The organism is Parasedimentitalea huanghaiensis, assembly GCF_009753675.1.
GTDB lineage: Bacteria > Pseudomonadota > Alphaproteobacteria > Rhodobacterales > Rhodobacteraceae > Parasedimentitalea > Parasedimentitalea huanghaiensis.
In genome coordinates, this window is sequence record NZ_WQLV01000012.1 from 113,055 (window position 1) to 128,460 (window position 15,406).

Below are 15,406 nucleotides of genomic sequence, written 5' to 3' on the forward strand. Positions count from 1 at the left end.
ATGACGACAACACACAGCCTGGGCCAAGCAGCCCGGCAGATCCTGACCCAGAATGACAAGGGCAGCTATACCATCCCGACCAAGGGGCTGTACCCCTACCAATGGAACTGGGACAGCGCGATTGCCGCATTGGGCTTTGCCGAGTTCGATATCAATCGCGCTTGGGTCGAACTGGAGACCCTGTTTTCCGGGCAATGGGCAGATGGCATGGTCCCGCACATTCTGTTCCACCAACCCGATTCCGGTTATTTTCCCGGCCCCGATGTTTGGGGCTGTGGTGGGCCGATCCCGTCATCAGGGATTATTCAGCCCCCGATTGCCGCCAGTATGGCCCGCCGGATTTGGGAAAAGGACACCGTTGCAGGCGCATCACGGATGGTTGTGCTCTACCCCAAGATGCTGGCATGGCATCGCTGGATCATGCAATGGCGACTGGATCGCGGTGCTGTCTGTACCACCCATCCCTGGGAAACTGGCCGCGATAATGCACCCGACTGGGACAACACGATGGCCCGGATGAATGCCTCGGATGTTGGGGAATACACCCGGCGCGACACTGCACACGTAAACAGTGACGACCGACCAACAAAGTTCGATTACGACCGATATATCAAATTGGTTCAACTGGGCCGCAAACTAAACTGGGATCAAGCCGCACTACGTGAACAGAGCCCATTCCGGGTGGCGGATCCAACTATGACCTTCACTACATTGGGGGCAGCAAGGGATCTTTTGGCGATGGGGACCGAACTGGGCTTTGACACGATCGGCCTGGCCGAGGACATTCAAACCCTCGAAGCCGGAGCCGCCACCTTGTGGAACACCGATCTTGGCGCCTTTGACTCTCGTGATGTGTTGAGTGGCGAATGGGCAGAATGCCTGTCCAACGCATCCTATTTATGCTGGTTGGGTGGCATCGAGTCGGACCAAATGATGGACAGGTTGCGCAACACGCTGGAAACCGTCCCATACCCGGTGCCCAGCAATGATCCGGATAGCGACACATTTGACGCGCGCCGGTACTGGCGTGGCCCAACCTGGGCAGTTGTCAACATGCTCATCGGCTTAGGGCTTGAGCAGCAAGGGCATCACGCAGAAGCCGCCGAGCTTGCGCGCAAGACAGGGGCGCTGATCTCTGAACACGGGTTTGCGGAATATTTCGACCCGCTCTCAGGCAGCCCCGCCGGGGGTAAGTCGTTCACCTGGACTGCCGCAGTATGGTTGGCCTGGGCAGGAGAGGAATAATGGGCAGCATCGCACTAAAGTCCGTCGAAAAATGGTTTGGCAATGTTCAGGTGATCAAAGGTATCGACCTGAACATTCAGGACGGCGAGTTTGTGGTCTTTGTTGGTCCATCAGGCTGTGGCAAATCAACCCTGCTGCGTATGATTGGTGGGCTGGAAGACACGTCGCGCGGGGCCATAGCGATCAACGGCACTGACGTCACCGACCACCCGCCGTCAAAGCGTGGGTTGACCATGGTATTCCAGTCCTATGCCCTGTACCCACATTTATCCGTTGCTGAAAACATGGGCTTCTCACTCAAGGTTGCAGGTGCCCCCAAACCTGAAATCAAAGAGCGAGTTGAACACGCCGCCCAAGTTCTGAAGCTGACCGACTTTCTGGATCGCCGCCCCAAAGATCTGTCGGGCGGACAGCGACAGCGGGTGGCCATTGGCCGCTCCATCGTACGCGACCCAACCGCGTTTTTGTTTGATGAGCCCCTGTCCAACCTCGACGCCGCCCTACGGGTGGAAATGCGCTATGAAATCGCCAAGCTGCACCAGAAACTAAAGCGCACGATGATCTATGTGACCCATGATCAGGTCGAGGCAATGACTTTGGCGGATCGGATTGTGGTGCTGGAATATGGCCATATCGCACAGGTCGGAACACCGCGGAAACTGTATGAAAGCCCAGCCAACCTGTTTGTGGCGCAATTCATCGGCAGCCCCAAAATGAACATCCTGCCCTGTTCAATCTCGGATGGACAGTATCACCTAACGGCCGGCGGTGGTGCCTCCTACCCATTCACACAGTCGGCCAAGCATGTCGGCATCCGCCCCGAACACATTCAACTGACAACATCCAACACCGGACAGTGTGACGCCCGGGTCGAAGTCATAGAATACCTCGGCGCCGATACATTCCTGATTATGGACTACGGTAGCACCGAGAAACTGACTGTACGGGTCAGCGGGGATACCGATCTTGAGGTGGGACAAACAGTGGGCCTGCACTTCAAACCAGAGTATCTACACTTTTTTGATGACAGCGACCAAAGAGTCAGCCGTTGACACCCTAAGTCATGAGGCAAATATTTGTGTTCTGCCTCATGATAATCTCAAACGGAAACCCCGTCCAAAAGCTCTTCCCGGGAAAGCGTTTCCTTCGCCCCTTCAAGTATGATCTCGCCACGTCGCAGCACCACACATTGATCCGCCAACCCGTAGGCAAATTCGAAGAACTGCTCGACTAAAATGATCGCCATCTCGCCCTGGTCGCGCAGCAGTTTGATGACCTCGCCGATTTGCTGGATGATATTGGGCTGAATGCCCTCAGTCGGTTCATCAAGGATCAGCAGCTTGGGCTTGGTAATCAGCGCGCGGCCAATGGCCAGTTGCTGTTGCTGGCCACCGGACAGATCGCCGCCGCGACGGTTGATCATGTCGCGCAGAACCGGGAACAGTTCAAAGATGTGATCGGGAATATGGTGTTGGTCCCGCGGCAAGCAGGAAAATCCGGTTTCCAGATTCTCGCGCACAGTCAGCAGCGGAAAGATGTCCCTACCCTGCGGCACCGAGGCAATGCCAGCGCGGGCCAACACATGCGCAGAGTCCATACCGTATTCCTGACCATCCAGCCACATTTGACCGCCCGAACGCGCGTGCGTGCCAGTGATCGCCTTCATCAGGCTGGTTTTCCCAACGCCGTTACAGCCCATTACACAGGTGACTTCGCCGGACTTGGCCTCCATCGAGATGTCATGGAGGATTTGTGAATGCCCGTAATGCAGCGTGAGGTCTTTGAGTTTCAGCATGTTAACGCCCCAGATAGACGTCGATGACGTCAGAGTTTGAGGTCACGTGATCCAGTGATCCCTCGGCCAATACCGCGCCCTCGTGAAGGACTGTGACCTTGCAGCCCAGACGGCGGACAAATTCCATATCGTGTTCCACCACCACAACCGCGCGGGTTTTGGCGGCTTGCACCAGCAGTTCGGATGTGTGTTCACGTTCTTCCGGGGTCATGCCGGCGGCAGGTTCGTCGACCAGCAGCAGGCGTGGTTCCTGTGCCAGCAACATACCGATTTCCAACCATTGTTTCTGGCCGTGGCTTAGTTCTCCAGCCAAGCGGTCAAGTTCAGCCAGCATACCAACCTGTTCGGCCAGAGCATCAACCTGTTCATGGTCCGCCTTGCTGGGCCGAAAGAGCAGAACTGACAGAACACCCCGATCCTTTTTCAATGCCATTAAAAAGTTTTCGCGAACAGTCTGGTTCTCGAAAACCGTCGGCTTCTGAAACTTACGGCCAATGCCCTCGCGCGCAATTTGGGCCTCATTCATCCGCAGCAACGAAACCGATCTCTCACCCCAGATCACCCGCCCTTCGTCCGGGCGGGTCTTACCGGTCACTATATCCATAAATGTGGTCTTGCCCGCCCCATTGGGACCAATCACCGCGCGCAGTTCGGCGTCGGCGATTTGAAACGACAGGTTATTGATGGCCTTGAAGCCATCAAAGCTGACGGAAACGCCCGAAACTTCGAGTAGCGTACTCATGCCCCGCCTTCCTTTTTCAGGCGGTCAAACAGACCACCGATGCCCTTGGGGGCGAACAGGGTGACGGCGACAAAGGACAGGCCCAGCAGCACCAGCCACCAGTCGACCCATTTGATAGTGTAAAAGCCAAGGTTGATGTCAGGTGCCTGACCGCCAGTGAACCAAGTAGAGATCAGGCTGACAAAGCCTGCGCCGATGACAGCACCATACAGGCGTCCTCGTCCGCCAATCGCAACCCAAACAGCCAGATAGATCGAGGCGATGGGCACAACTTCGGCTGGATTGATGATCCCCGCCTGAGGGTAGTACAGCGCGCCGGCGATAGCAGCGATACAGGCGGTAAAGGTGAACACCGCCAGCTTGAACCCTTCGACCGAATAGCCAAGGAAACGCACACGGGTTTCATTGTCGCGGATGCCGCGGATGACTGAGCCAAACTTGCCCGAGACGATCCAGGCGGCCAGCGTATAGCCCAGTGCCAACGCAAGGGCAGAGGCAAGGAAGAACCACATCGAAACGATGGACTGCGGTGTTTCCACGCCGGGCAGGTTTTGCAACCCGGACAGTCCGTTATTGCCGCGCAATCCGCTGTCGTTCTGAAACAAGTACAGCGCCAGCGCCAGTGTCATGGCTTGGGTCAGGATGGACAGGTAAACGCCAGTGACCCGGCTGCGAAATGCCAGCCACCCAAAGATTAAGGCCAGAATGCCGGGAACCAGAACGACCAGCAGCAGTTGCAGACCCAAACTGTCGGCAAAGGCCCAAACAATGGGGAATTCGCTGCTGCCAACCACACCAAAAATTTGGTTGCCGATGCCCTCGATAACTTCGGCATCGGTGGGCGGGATCTGCCCCTGCATCAACGCTTCGCTTACGATCAGCCGAGTGCGTTCATACATCAGCCACATGCCGATCATGTAACCACCCAGCCCGAAAAAGGCGAAGTGACCAAGGCTAAGGATACCGGTGAAGCCCCAGACTAGATCCATGGCGACGGCAATCAAGCACAGGCACAGAGTCTTGCCCAGTGTCTTGATGAAACTGGTCGAGATCACGCCAATACCGAACCCTTCGGACAAAATGGTCACGGCGATGGTGAAGGCGGCCAGTGCCAGCAGGAAGACAAGCACTGACGGTTTTTTCGCGATAAAGGATGTCCGCATGGGTTAATCTCCTGCCGCTCGCCCCTTGAGAGCGATGATGCCTCGGGGTTTGAACTGGATGAAAATGATGATGAAGATGATCATGTAGGTCTGGGCAGCGAGGGTGTTGGACGGGTAGCCCCACTCGATGCCTTTTTGCAGGAAGCCGATCATTGTGGCCCCGGCCAGCGCGCCCCAAATGTTGCCAACGCCGCCGACAACCACAGTCATGAAACTCTGCACAATGTAGTCATTGCCCATTTCCGAAGTGACCTTGGCGAACAGCCCAATGGCAACTCCTGCGACCCCCGCAATGCCCGAGCCCAGTCCAAAGGTCAGCATATTAACACGATCGGGGTTGATGCCCATCGACGCAGCCATCCGTGGGTTCTGAGTGACCGTGCGGGTTTCCAGACCTAGCCGGGTGCGCTTCATGATAAACAGGAACATGCCCAGAAAAATCAACGCTAGGATGAAAATCGCAATGCGGATAAAACTGATCGACACCACGTCGTTCATAACCCAGGCACCATCCAGCCAACCCGGCGCTGTCAGTGGTCGTGCCTGCGTGCCAAAAATGTTCTTGGCCAGCTGTTGCAGTGCGATTGAAATGCCAAATGTAGCCAACAGCGTTTCCAGTGGGCGGTTGTACAGGTAGCGGATCACCAACCGCTCCATCACGACACCGGCGGCAAAGGTCACCGCAAAAGCAAGCGGCAGCGCCACAAGGATGGAAACCGTATGGTTTGGAATGACTTGCTGTACCACATAGCCGGTATAGGCTCCCATCATGATGAACTCGCCGTGGGCCATGTTGATCACGCCCATCACACCAAAGGTGATGGCCAAACCGATAGCAGCGAGGAAGTAGATAGATGCCAGAGAGATCGCATCAAGCGTCAGGTCCAGCGTCTGGTTCATACCGACATTTAAGTCGATCTTGGACAAGGCCGCCTGCGCAGCATCGGTCACTGCGACGGAAGTTTCCGCGAAGGTTTCATAAACCGTATAGCCCAGCAGCTTTTTGGCGATGTCTTCTTCATCAATAAAGGCGGGCACCAAGGACTGTTCCGCCAACCGGTCATAGGCCTGTCGGCGGATTTCAGGATCAGACAGTTGCGCAACCGAAATTTTGGCAACCTGACCGCCGTCGATATGTGCAACCAGCGCCGCGCGGATGTCTTCGGCTGAGGTGGCAGGCGGTGCAAGTTTGCTGGCAACCAAGAGGTCATAGGCCGCAGGCACGCTCAGATCTTCGCTGCCGGGTTTAATGACGCGCGCTATGTTTTCATCTGTCGGCAAATCACCAGAAGTGATGTTCACAGAGGTGACAACCAGTGGATTGAGCGTTGCCCGCACATCCACGCCAAGATCACCTTCGAAGGATTGGATCGCCGCGACGCGGGTGGCCGTGTCGGGATCAAAGGAAATGGTCAGAAGACGTTCCAGTCGAGATTTGCGCGCCTTAAGGTCGGCGTCCAGCTCATTTTCAATCGAGAGCCGTAGAGGGGCCAAATGCTTGGCAGTGGGCGCGCGTTCCATCGCCTGAAGGGCCTCAGCCCGTTTGACGGGATCTAGGTCGGACAGTTGGAACTGAACCAGGGCGGTGGCGATCAAAGCACGCACGCCGCTGTTAGGTTTCAACTGTTTCAGATCTTTCTTGGTGAATTCACCAACGCTTTCGCCGCTGTCGGGGTCGGTCAGTTCATACTGCCGCTTGGCTACTGCGGTGCCAAAGAAAAACAACCCATCGGAGCGACGCTGCCAGACCTGTTTGTTGCCCCAGGCCTCCAGAAAGCCCTGCACTTGTGACAGGTTGCTGGCTGCGATCTCTTCAATGACTGGTCCAATTGTCTTACGCGACGGTTTTTCAACCAGTTTTTTATTCTGTTGCAGGATCTCCTGCAACGTCAGGTCCAGGGCAAGCCCAGCCTGACCCCAGCACATCAGTGCCAGGCAAGCAATTAGTATTCGTATCATGGTAATTTGTCCGCCCAGCAAGGGACGAGAGCCAACAGGCTCTCGTCATATCTATCCGAACCTTAGTAGTTCGACAGTGTCTGAACGCAGGTCTGTGTTGTGGTGTTGTACATACCGCAACCCAGGTCTTTCCAATCGGATTTCAGAACCGACGATTCTGGCAGGAAGTCAGTCCAAGCATCACCGGCGACTTCATCCGTCTGGCTGATGATATCGAACTGACCGTCGTCCTGAATTTCGCCTATCAGAACCGGCTTGGCTAGGTGATGGTTCGGCAGCATCACAGCGGTACCGCCAGTCAGATTGCCAAATTCCTGACCATACATCGCGGTCCGAACAGCATCCACATCCGTGGAGCCAGCAGCCGTAGCTGCGTTCACCCACATGTTGAAGCCGATATAGTGTGCTTCCATCGGGTCATTGGTCACACGTTCTTCGCCCATAGTTTCTTTCCATTTGGCGACAAAGGCTTCGTTGACCTCGGTGTCTGCCGACTGGAAGTAATTCCAGGCTGCCAGGTGCCCAACGAGATTGGAAGTATCCAGACCAGACAGTTCTTCTTCACCAACAGAGAAGGCAACAACAGGGATATCGTCAGCCGAGATGCCAGCTGCTGCCAGTTCTTTGTAGAAGCCGATGTTTGCGTCGCCATTGATGGTTGAGATCACGCCGACCTTTTTGCCGTCGGCCCCCAGTGCTACAACGTCTGCAACAATTTTAGACCAGTCCGAATGACCAAAGGGTGTGTAGTTGACAAAGATGTCGCCGTCGGACACGCCTTTGCCCTGCAGATAGGCCTCAAGAATGTTGTTGGTTGTGCGGGGATAGACATAGTCCGTACCCAGCAGTGCAAACTTTTCTACGCCCAATTCTTCGAGGAAGTAATCGGTGGCTGGGATCGCCTGTTGGTTTGGCGCGGCACCAGTGTAAAAGACGTTCTTCGAGCTTTCTTCGCCTTCGTACTGAACTGGGTAGAACAGCAGGCCGTTCAGCTCTTCAATCACCGGTAGAACCGATTTACGGGACACAGAAGTCCAGTTGCCAAAGATCACGTCAACATCATGTACAGAGATCAGTTCGCGCGCTTTTTCAGCAAACAGCGGCCAGTCCGACGCGGGGTCAACCACAACAGCTTCCAGTTGCTTACCCAGCAAGCCACCTTTGGCATTTTGCTCGTCGATCAGCATTAACATGGTGTCTTTCAAGGTGGTTTCTGAAATGGCCATGGTGCCGGACAGCGAATGTAGAACGCCAACTTTGATTGTGCCACCGGCAATTGCCGCACCAGTCATGACGCTCAAAGCCAGTACGCTAGCCGCGGTTTTCTTTAGAAAGGTCATCGTATCTCTCCAGACAGAGCGCGCAGGAGTACTTGCCTTTTACAGACGGCACTACTACGTCGACCCTGCAACGTTTGTTGCAAATCGTGTGGCGGCCGCATCGAGGTCCAATTCGTTTGGTCGTCACACACCTATTTTCACTGACATCACAAAGATGATTGCGCTCTCAGTGGCACCAGAGGTTCTGCTTGACCGGATGATTGGCAACTGCGGCACCCCTTAATTTCTGGGCAAAAATTACAAATGATCAATTTCTAGGCGAATAATTGCAGGTGCGCCCAATTATTACCCACCCGCCTTTTGTGCCCCGGCTTACACTGCCGGTTTTCTAGTTATCGCTACCTTGATGTGCTCCATATTCTGTCGAGAACAGGGTATCGAGGAAACCGACATCACCATTCGCCAGGACATAAACACTGCAACATCAGAGGCTGCGCAACCCCGTGCCATTGGGGCTGTGCGGGTTGTCGGGCGTTTCAAAGGCGGCAAATCTTGCCTGGCAAATCTGCGCCAGTCTGGTGCGCTTAAACTACTGTTCCCGCGCAGGGCTTCCGGCCTTGAGGCCGTGATGATCAATACTGCGGGTGGCATAACCGGCGGTGACCGTTTCTCCATTTCGGCAGAGGCTGTAGGCAACTGTCACATGACACTGACCACCCAAGCCGCAGAACGGGTATATCGCGCACAACCAGGACAGACTGGTGGGATGGACACCCGCCTGCGTGTTGGCACCGGTGCGCGCCTGAACTGGATGCCGCAAGAAACCATTCTGTATAATCATTGTTCCTTCCAACGCCATCTCACCGCAAACTTGGCCAAAGATGCCACCTTGCTGGTGGTCGAACCGCTGGTATTTGGCCGAATTGCCATGGGCGAAGTGCTAAGTGACGCACGGTTCAATGATTGTATCGACATACGTCGCAATGGACAGCGTCTCTATTACGATGCGGTTCGGCTGCACGGGGACATCACAGCCAAACTGTCCCGCCCCGCCGTGGCCAATGGCGCAAATGCCATGGCCAACCTGATATTCACTGCTCCGGATGCAGGGCGTCACCTGACGTTCTTACGTGACGCCCTGCCTGACACCGGAGGTGTGTCGCTGATTGGCGATGACCTGCTGGTGTTACGTCTGCTCGCCAAAGACAGCTTTGTCCTACGCAAGTCCCTTTTACCCATTCTTGACCGGCTCACTGACAACGGTCTGCCGCTGTGCTGGAGACTCTGATATGAACCTGACCCCCCGCGAGAAAGACAAACTGCTGATTGCCATGGCCGCCGAGGTCGCGCGCAAGCGGTTGGCCCGTGGCGTCAAACTGAACTACCCCGAGGCGATTGCTCTGATCACCGACGCCGTTGTCGAAGGCGCCCGGGATGGCCGATCCGTTGCCGACATGATGGAAGCCGGAGCCGAGATCATCTCGGTTGAACACTGCATGGACGGCATTTCGGAGATGATCCCCGAAGTGCAGGTCGAGGCCACATTCCCGGACGGCACCAAACTTGTCACCGTTCACAACCCCATTCGATAAGGACATCCCGATGAAAACTCTGATATTTCTACCGTTGATCGCTTTTGCCTCCCCTGCCCTGTCCCACAGTGGCGCCCATATCCACCCGCATGAAGCCAGCAGCTGGTTGCCGGTTGTGCTGGGCCTGACCGCCATCGCTGGCGCCACAGCGCTAGCCTATGCGCGCAGCAGCCGCAAATGATCCCCGGAGAGTTGTTTCCAGCCGCGGGCGATATGGTACTGAACGACGGAACCAAGGCGGTGACGCTGATGGTTGCCAATACCGGCGATCGTCCGGTGCAGGTTGGCAGCCATTACCATTTTGCCGAAAGCAACCCGGCACTTGAGTTCGACCGGACCGTGGCACATGGCCTGCGGCTCGACATTGCCGCCGGAACAGCGGTGCGGTTCGAGCCGGGACAACGGCGCGAGGTGAACCTGATCCCTATTTCCGGGGACCGGCGGATCTATGGGTTCAATCAAAAAGTGATGGGGAACCTGTAACTTACCGTCACTATCAGCCGAACCATCCTCAAAAAATCCGCAAGACACCACCGTATCCGACGCATTGGAGGCCACAAGATGCCAGCCACAATCAAACGCTCCGACTATGCCGCAATGTATGGCCCCACCACGGGCGACCGTCTCCGTCTGGCCGATACCGATCTGATTATCGAGGTCGAGAGCGATCTGACCACCTATGGCGAAGAAGTCAAATTCGGTGGTGGCAAAGTAATCCGCGACGGAATGGGCCAATCACAAGTCACTCGCGCTGATGGGGCGGTGGATACGGTCATCACCAACGCGCTGATTATTGATCACTCAGGTATCTTCAAGGCTGATGTGGGCCTGAAGGACGGGCGCATTGCCAAACTGGGTAAAGCTGGCAACCCCGACACCCAACCCGGCGTTGATATCATCATCGGCCCTGGAACCGAGATCATCGCCGGTGAAGGCAAAATTCTGACGGCGGGTGGCTTCGACAGCCATATCCATTTCATTTGTCCCCAACAGATTGAGGACGCGCTGCATTCGGGACTGACCACCATGCTGGGCGGCGGCACCGGCCCGGCGCATGGCACCTTGGCCACCACCTGCACCCCCGGCCCCTGGCATATCGGGCGCATGTTGCAGTCGGCCGATGCCTTTCCAATGAACCTGGCTTTTGCCGGTAAGGGCAACGCCAGCCTGCCCTTTGCTCTGGAAGAACAGGTGAAAGGCGGCGCTTGTGCGCTGAAACTGCACGAGGACTGGGGCACCACCCCTGCGACCATCGATTGTTGCCTTGGTGTCGCCGACGCCATGGACGTTCAGGTGATGATCCACACAGACACACTGAATGAGTCCGGCTTTGTCGAACACACTGTCAACGCCATGAAGGGCCGCACTATTCACGCCTTCCACACCGAAGGTGCCGGCGGCGGTCACGCGCCGGACATTATCAAGATCTGTGGCGAAGAGCATGTTCTGCCCTCCTCCACCAATCCAACGCGGCCCTTTACGATCAACACACTAGAAGAGCATCTGGATATGCTGATGGTCTGTCACCATCTGGACAAATCCATCCCCGAAGATGTCGCCTTTGCCGAAAGCCGCATCCGCCGCGAGACCATTGCCGCCGAGGATATTCTGCACGACATGGGCGCTTTCTCAATCATAGCATCCGACAGCCAGGCCATGGGCCGCGTCGGCGAGGTGCTGATCCGAACTTGGCAGACCGCCGACAAGATGAAAAAACAGCGCGGGCGTCTGGCCGAAGAGACCGGCGAAAACGATAACTTTCGGGTGCGGCGCTACATTGCCAAATACACCATTAACCCTGCCATTGCCCACGGCATTAGTCATGAAATCGGCAGCATAACCGAAGGCAAGCGCGCCGATCTGGTGTTGTGGGACCCGGCGTTTTTTGGGGTGAAACCCGAGATGGTTCTGATGTCGGGCAGCATTGTCTGCGCCCAGATGGGCGACCCAAATGCCTCGATCCCAACACCGCAACCTGTCTACACCCGCCCGATGTTTGGCGCCTACGGCCGCTCTCTGGAAAACAGTGCCGTCACCTTCGTATCCGAGGCCGCTCAGGCGGACGGTATTGGTGAAAAACTGGGTCTGGCCAAGCAAACCGTGGCGGTGCGCAACACCCGCAACATCGGCAAGTCGGACCTGATCCTAAACAATGCTACGCCCGAAATGGACGTGAACCCCGAAACCTATGAAGTGCGCGCCGACGGTGAGCTTTTGACCTGCCAACCAGCTGAGGTCCTACCGATGGCCCAACGCTACTTCCTGTTTTAAGAGGTAAAATATGCAAAGAACTCATTACGATATCTGCCCTTCCCATAGGGCGCTGTCATGAGCGCCCCGTCGATGGCCTGCCGTGCCTATCACAGCCATGCCCATGACACATCCCCGGTTGATCGGGTGGTGCTTGATTACGACGCCCGCTTTATGCGTCGTAAGGTACTAACCACTGAGGCGGGTCAAAAACTGCTGGTTGATCTCCCCCAAACCACATCTCTGGACCACAAGGGCGTGCTGCTGCTGGACGGTGGTGGCGAGATCGAAGTGGTCGCCGCATCGGAAAAGCTGTTGCAGGTCACCGGCAATGACATGACCCAACTGGCTTGGCACATAGGCAACCGCCACACCCCGTGCCAGATCGAACCCACCCGCCTGCTGATCCAATGTGATCATGTGATTCACGACATGTTGAAACAACTGGGCGCTAACCTCAACGAAGTAATCGAGCCCTTTACCCCGGTAGGAGGCGCCTATGGTCACGGGCGCACTCATTCCCATGCCCACTGATCCCGGTTTAACCCGGCTCCAGCAATGGCTGTCTCCGTCCTACCCGATTGGGGCTTTTGCCTATTCGCATGGCCTTGAGACCGCAATTGGGACTTGTGCAATCATCAGCAGTGATGACCTACGGATGTGGTTGACTGACCTGCTAAAAAATGGTGCCGGTTACAGTGATCCAATTTTACTGGTCGCCGCCTATCGCAGTGAAAACGCCGAAGCGTTGCAGGATATCGAGCAACAGGCACGGGCCTTTGCCCCGTCCAAAGAGCGTCTGGCCGAGACAGCTCTGCAAGGTGCTGCCTTTTGCCAGACCACCTCGGCGATTTCAGACCATGACATCCCAGATCTGACTTATCCGGTTGGACTTGGCTATGCGGCGCGGCGGCACGGTCTACCGCTGGATTTGACCGTACATATGTACCTTCATTCCTTTGTTTCCAACCTTGTCGCAGCCGCGCAGCGGTTGATGCGAGTCGGACAAGTCGAAGGACAACGTATTCTGACAGATTTGGCGCCCTTGATTGCTCAGATAACGCAAGACGCTCTGACATCGGATCTCACCGACCTCAGCGGCTCCTGCTTTCTGGCCGACATCGCAACAATGCAACACGAAACCCAATACTCAAGGATGTTTCGCTCATGAGCACTTTTAATGGCCCCCTGCGGATAGGCATCGGTGGCCCAGTCGGCGCTGGCAAAACCACCCTGACCGCCGCCCTTGCGCGCGGTCTATCCAAAACTCACTCAATTGGGGTCATCACCAATGACATCTATACGCAGGAAGACGCTGAAGCGCTGATGCGGATGCAGGTGCTACCGCATGATCGCGTAATCGGTGTCGAAACCGGCGGCTGCCCACATACCGCCATTCGCGAAGATGCCTCGATCAACCTCGCCGCAATTTCCGAGATGCAAAACCGGCATCCTGACCTTGAAATTGTCCTGATTGAAAGCGGCGGCGATAACCTGTCAGCCACCTTCAGCCCCGAACTGGCAGATGTTACCATCTATGTCATCGACGTGGCCGCAGGTGAGGAAATCCCGCGAAAGGGCGGCCCGGCAATCACCCGTTCTGATCTACTGGTCATCAACAAAACCGATCTGGCCCCCTACGTCGGGGCCTCACTCGAGGTCATGGAGAGGGATGCAAAGCGAATGCGCGGCGATGGGCCATTCTTCTTTGCCAGCCTGAAACACAACCAAGGTGTTGCGGACATTATCGCTCAACTTGCTGAGGTTGGTGGGTTTTCCACTGTGGTAAGTACGAACTCTCGCGATACTTTCTGTAAATCACCCAATTTCGGGTAGAGGCAGTTTTCATGACGAACGAAGAGCGCAACATTCAACGTAAACGGACGGTGCATCAACAAGCCATTCAGACATCCAAGACCTGATGGGGGAGAGCGACAGTCTGCGTGTTTATACCGTTCCCAATAGAAGTTAGAAAGATTGCGCCGTTCACGGCTTAACATCTCCGCTCGAAAGCAGCTCAAACTACTGGATTTTCTAGCGTATTGCGCAAGATAGAAGCCGTCACCCTTGAGCTGGATCATGGGCTCAAGATCTTTGGGAGGCAATGATCTTCTATCAATTAATTGGTCCGCGCTTTAGTTAGGGAACCCGAGGCCTACAGTCATTGCTAGTGGTTTCTTAAGACGGTGCCCTGGCCCAAACCTCAGACGCAACCGAAGCACTGATTTCAACCCATAGCTTCTGGCGCTCCCCCTCCCGCCAAAAGTTCCGTGAGTCGTTCCCCGGTCAGGACCCCCGTCTCCATGAGCGCCTCCGCCATCACCGTCAGATGTGAACGAAGAGGTTCCAACCGACGCCGGGCTTCGACCTCTGCAGCTGCAATGAGCTCCGCGACCTCGGGCAGGTTGCAGTTGTAAACGTCCCTCAACAGCGCTTCTGAGTTGCTTGCACCAAGCCAGATCGCCCCGGTTTGACCGAGGCCAAAGGCACCAGCTTCGTTGGCTGCCGAGATTGCTATTTTAGCGAGATCGGAATCGTGGTCTCCGCCCGAGCCGCTAGACGGCGCGCCCAGTATGAGGATCTCCGCCATACGCCCCCCTAACAGGATCGTTCGATCACGATGCATTGTTGCGGCTGTATGGATCATCTCCTGTCCAGTTATCCGGCATTCGCCTCCCTGTTCGGAGATCCTCAGAAACTCGACCGTTAACTCCGAGTAAGAGCTGCCTATGAGCGCATGCCCACATTCGTGTACAGACATCCTGAACCGAAGATCTTTAGATATATTGCAGAGGTCGCCACTCAGTGAATGAAGTATATCAGAAGTCGTCAGCTGGCGTTTCGTACGACGCGCTATGGCCCGCCCCTTCCTGACCGCGGCCGCACAATCGGCACCGGTTTTTCCTAAGCCCTGTACTGAACATGCTTGGAGATCGATATCAGTTTCTGCGGGCTTCGGATGCTGTTTGAAGATCACCGCCAGGTCTGAACGGTCAGGCAATGGTATTGTTACGATATTGTCGAAGCGTCCTGATCTTCTGATCGCAGCTGGAATCTTTTCCAAGTTATTTGCGGCGGCGACGACGCCAACTCCCTCGCAGCCCCGGATGCCATCTAACTGTTCTAGAATGCCCTTGACGGCTTTCGTGTCATAGCTAGAGTTCTTGCCGTCTGAATCTTCCAAAAAACTGTCCATTTCATCAATGAACAGAACGGATGGTGAGCTTTTCTTGGCCTCTTCAAAGGTATTTGACATCGCTCTTAGGAAGTCACCGAGGTGCCCGCGCTTTTGCCATTCCGAAAATGGACCTGTCGCAGTTTGATGCCGCTCCTTTGATAGCATTTACTGCAACAAAGGAGACTGACTATGGGACTGAAGC

At 55.7% G+C, this 15,406-nt stretch carries 16 protein-coding genes; 10 read left to right on the plus strand and 6 right to left on the minus strand.

Features of this window, described 5'->3' with window-relative positions; all coding sequences use genetic code 11:
- Complete coding sequence (locus tag GO984_RS17580) at positions 1–1,245, plus strand: MGH1-like glycoside hydrolase domain-containing protein (protein WP_157023910.1); 1,245 nt, start codon at positions 1–3, stop codon at positions 1,243–1,245.
- On the plus strand, positions 1,245–2,297 hold the full coding sequence (locus GO984_RS17585; protein ID WP_157023911.1) for an ABC transporter ATP-binding protein: 1,053 nt from the start codon (positions 1,245–1,247) through the stop codon (positions 2,295–2,297). Before GO984_RS17580 ends, GO984_RS17585 begins: the two co-directional genes overlap by 1 nt.
- Before the next feature lie 47 nt (positions 2,298–2,344).
- Here GO984_RS17585 and urtE read toward each other — a convergent pair whose 3' ends face one another.
- The 5 genes from urtE to urtA form a co-directional block, all read right to left on the minus strand.
- Positions 2,345–3,040 (minus strand): urea ABC transporter ATP-binding subunit UrtE, encoded by a 696-nt coding sequence (gene urtE / locus GO984_RS17590; protein ID WP_157023912.1) that lies wholly within the window; start codon positions 3,038–3,040, stop codon positions 2,345–2,347.
- Between the two features lies 1 nt (position 3,041).
- Entirely contained in the window at positions 3,042–3,782 is a 741-nt protein-coding gene (gene urtD / locus GO984_RS17595) for an urea ABC transporter ATP-binding protein UrtD (protein WP_157023913.1), read from the minus strand.
- On the minus strand, positions 3,779–4,945 hold the full coding sequence (gene urtC / locus GO984_RS17600; protein WP_157023914.1) for an urea ABC transporter permease subunit UrtC: 1,167 nt from the start codon (positions 4,943–4,945) through the stop codon (positions 3,779–3,781). The genes urtD and urtC overlap by 4 nt, the downstream gene beginning before the upstream one ends.
- A gap of 3 nt (positions 4,946–4,948) precedes the next feature.
- The gene (urtB, locus tag GO984_RS17605) at positions 4,949–6,904 is read right to left on the minus strand and encodes an urea ABC transporter permease subunit UrtB (RefSeq protein ID WP_157023915.1); all 1,956 of its coding nucleotides are present in this window, start codon (positions 6,902–6,904) and stop codon (positions 4,949–4,951) included.
- Between the two features lie 62 nt (positions 6,905–6,966).
- Positions 6,967–8,244, minus strand: coding sequence for an urea ABC transporter substrate-binding protein (urtA, locus tag GO984_RS17610; protein WP_157023916.1), 1,278 nt, complete (start codon positions 8,242–8,244; stop codon positions 6,967–6,969).
- Positions 8,245–8,590: 346 nt separating this feature from the next.
- On the opposite strand from urtA, the gene GO984_RS17615 reads away from it, so the two are divergent.
- The 8 genes from GO984_RS17615 (at position 8,591) to ureG (ending at position 13,862) form a co-directional block, all read left to right on the plus strand.
- Positions 8,591–9,472 carry an urease accessory protein UreD gene (locus GO984_RS17615; RefSeq protein ID WP_157023917.1) on the plus strand — a complete coding sequence of 294 codons (882 nt, stop codon included), beginning with the start codon at positions 8,591–8,593 and terminating at the stop codon, positions 9,470–9,472.
- A gap of 1 nt (position 9,473) precedes the next feature.
- Positions 9,474–9,776: an urease subunit gamma gene (locus tag GO984_RS17620; protein ID WP_157023918.1), complete on the plus strand. Its 303-nt coding sequence runs from the start codon at positions 9,474–9,476 to the stop codon at positions 9,774–9,776.
- Positions 9,777–9,786: 10 nt separating this feature from the next.
- Positions 9,787–9,957 (plus strand): hypothetical protein, encoded by a 171-nt coding sequence (locus GO984_RS23410; protein ID WP_167740400.1) that lies wholly within the window; start codon positions 9,787–9,789, stop codon positions 9,955–9,957.
- Positions 9,954–10,259, plus strand: a complete 306-nt coding sequence (locus GO984_RS17625; protein WP_157023919.1) for an urease subunit beta — start codon at positions 9,954–9,956, stop codon at positions 10,257–10,259. The genes GO984_RS23410 and GO984_RS17625 overlap by 4 nt, the downstream gene beginning before the upstream one ends.
- Before the next feature lie 78 nt (positions 10,260–10,337).
- Complete coding sequence (gene ureC / locus GO984_RS17630; protein WP_157023920.1) at positions 10,338–12,047, plus strand: urease subunit alpha; 1,710 nt, start codon at positions 10,338–10,340, stop codon at positions 12,045–12,047.
- A gap of 57 nt (positions 12,048–12,104) precedes the next feature.
- Positions 12,105–12,560, plus strand: coding sequence for an urease accessory protein UreE (locus GO984_RS17635; protein ID WP_157023921.1), 456 nt, complete (start codon positions 12,105–12,107; stop codon positions 12,558–12,560).
- Positions 12,526–13,197, plus strand: coding sequence for an urease accessory protein UreF (locus GO984_RS17640; protein ID WP_245231163.1), 672 nt, complete (start codon positions 12,526–12,528; stop codon positions 13,195–13,197). Before GO984_RS17635 ends, GO984_RS17640 begins: the two co-directional genes overlap by 35 nt.
- Complete coding sequence (gene ureG, locus GO984_RS17645; RefSeq protein WP_157023922.1) at positions 13,194–13,862, plus strand: urease accessory protein UreG; 669 nt, start codon at positions 13,194–13,196, stop codon at positions 13,860–13,862. The genes GO984_RS17640 and ureG overlap by 4 nt, the downstream gene beginning before the upstream one ends.
- Positions 13,863–14,253: 391 nt before the next feature.
- Here the strand turns inward: ureG and GO984_RS17650 are convergent, their stop codons facing one another.
- Positions 14,254–15,369: an AAA family ATPase gene (locus GO984_RS17650; protein WP_157023923.1), complete on the minus strand. Its 1,116-nt coding sequence runs from the start codon at positions 15,367–15,369 to the stop codon at positions 14,254–14,256.
- Between the last annotated feature and the right edge of the window lie 37 nt (positions 15,370–15,406).

Excerpts from the sequence above, each read along its gene's own strand:
- GO984_RS17580 (WP_157023910.1), top strand. The coding sequence starts at position 1 with ATGACGACAACACACAGCCTGGGCCAAGCAGCCCGGCAGATCCTGACC.
- GO984_RS17585 (WP_157023911.1), top strand. The coding sequence starts at position 1,245 with ATGGGCAGCATCGCACTAAAGTCCGTCGAAAAATGGTTTGGCAATGTT.
- urtE (WP_157023912.1), bottom strand. The coding sequence starts at position 3,040 with ATGCTGAAACTCAAAGACCTCACGCTGCATTACGGGCATTCACAAATC.
- urtD (WP_157023913.1), bottom strand. The coding sequence starts at position 3,782 with ATGAGTACGCTACTCGAAGTTTCGGGCGTTTCCGTCAGCTTTGATGGC.
- urtC (WP_157023914.1), bottom strand. The coding sequence starts at position 4,945 with ATGCGGACATCCTTTATCGCGAAAAAACCGTCAGTGCTTGTCTTCCTG.
- urtB (WP_157023915.1), bottom strand. The coding sequence starts at position 6,904 with ATGATACGAATACTAATTGCTTGCCTGGCACTGATGTGCTGGGGTCAG.
- urtA (WP_157023916.1), bottom strand. The coding sequence starts at position 8,244 with ATGACCTTTCTAAAGAAAACCGCGGCTAGCGTACTGGCTTTGAGCGTC.
- GO984_RS17615 (WP_157023917.1), top strand. The coding sequence starts at position 8,591 with ATGTGCTCCATATTCTGTCGAGAACAGGGTATCGAGGAAACCGACATC.
- GO984_RS17620 (WP_157023918.1), top strand. The coding sequence starts at position 9,474 with ATGAACCTGACCCCCCGCGAGAAAGACAAACTGCTGATTGCCATGGCC.
- GO984_RS23410 (WP_167740400.1), top strand. The coding sequence starts at position 9,787 with ATGAAAACTCTGATATTTCTACCGTTGATCGCTTTTGCCTCCCCTGCC.
- GO984_RS17625 (WP_157023919.1), top strand. The coding sequence starts at position 9,954 with ATGATCCCCGGAGAGTTGTTTCCAGCCGCGGGCGATATGGTACTGAAC.
- ureC (WP_157023920.1), top strand. The coding sequence starts at position 10,338 with ATGCCAGCCACAATCAAACGCTCCGACTATGCCGCAATGTATGGCCCC.
- GO984_RS17635 (WP_157023921.1), top strand. The coding sequence starts at position 12,105 with ATGAGCGCCCCGTCGATGGCCTGCCGTGCCTATCACAGCCATGCCCAT.
- GO984_RS17640 (WP_245231163.1), top strand. The coding sequence starts at position 12,526 with ATGGTCACGGGCGCACTCATTCCCATGCCCACTGATCCCGGTTTAACC.
- ureG (WP_157023922.1), top strand. The coding sequence starts at position 13,194 with ATGAGCACTTTTAATGGCCCCCTGCGGATAGGCATCGGTGGCCCAGTC.
- GO984_RS17650 (WP_157023923.1), bottom strand. The coding sequence starts at position 15,369 with ATGCTATCAAAGGAGCGGCATCAAACTGCGACAGGTCCATTTTCGGAA.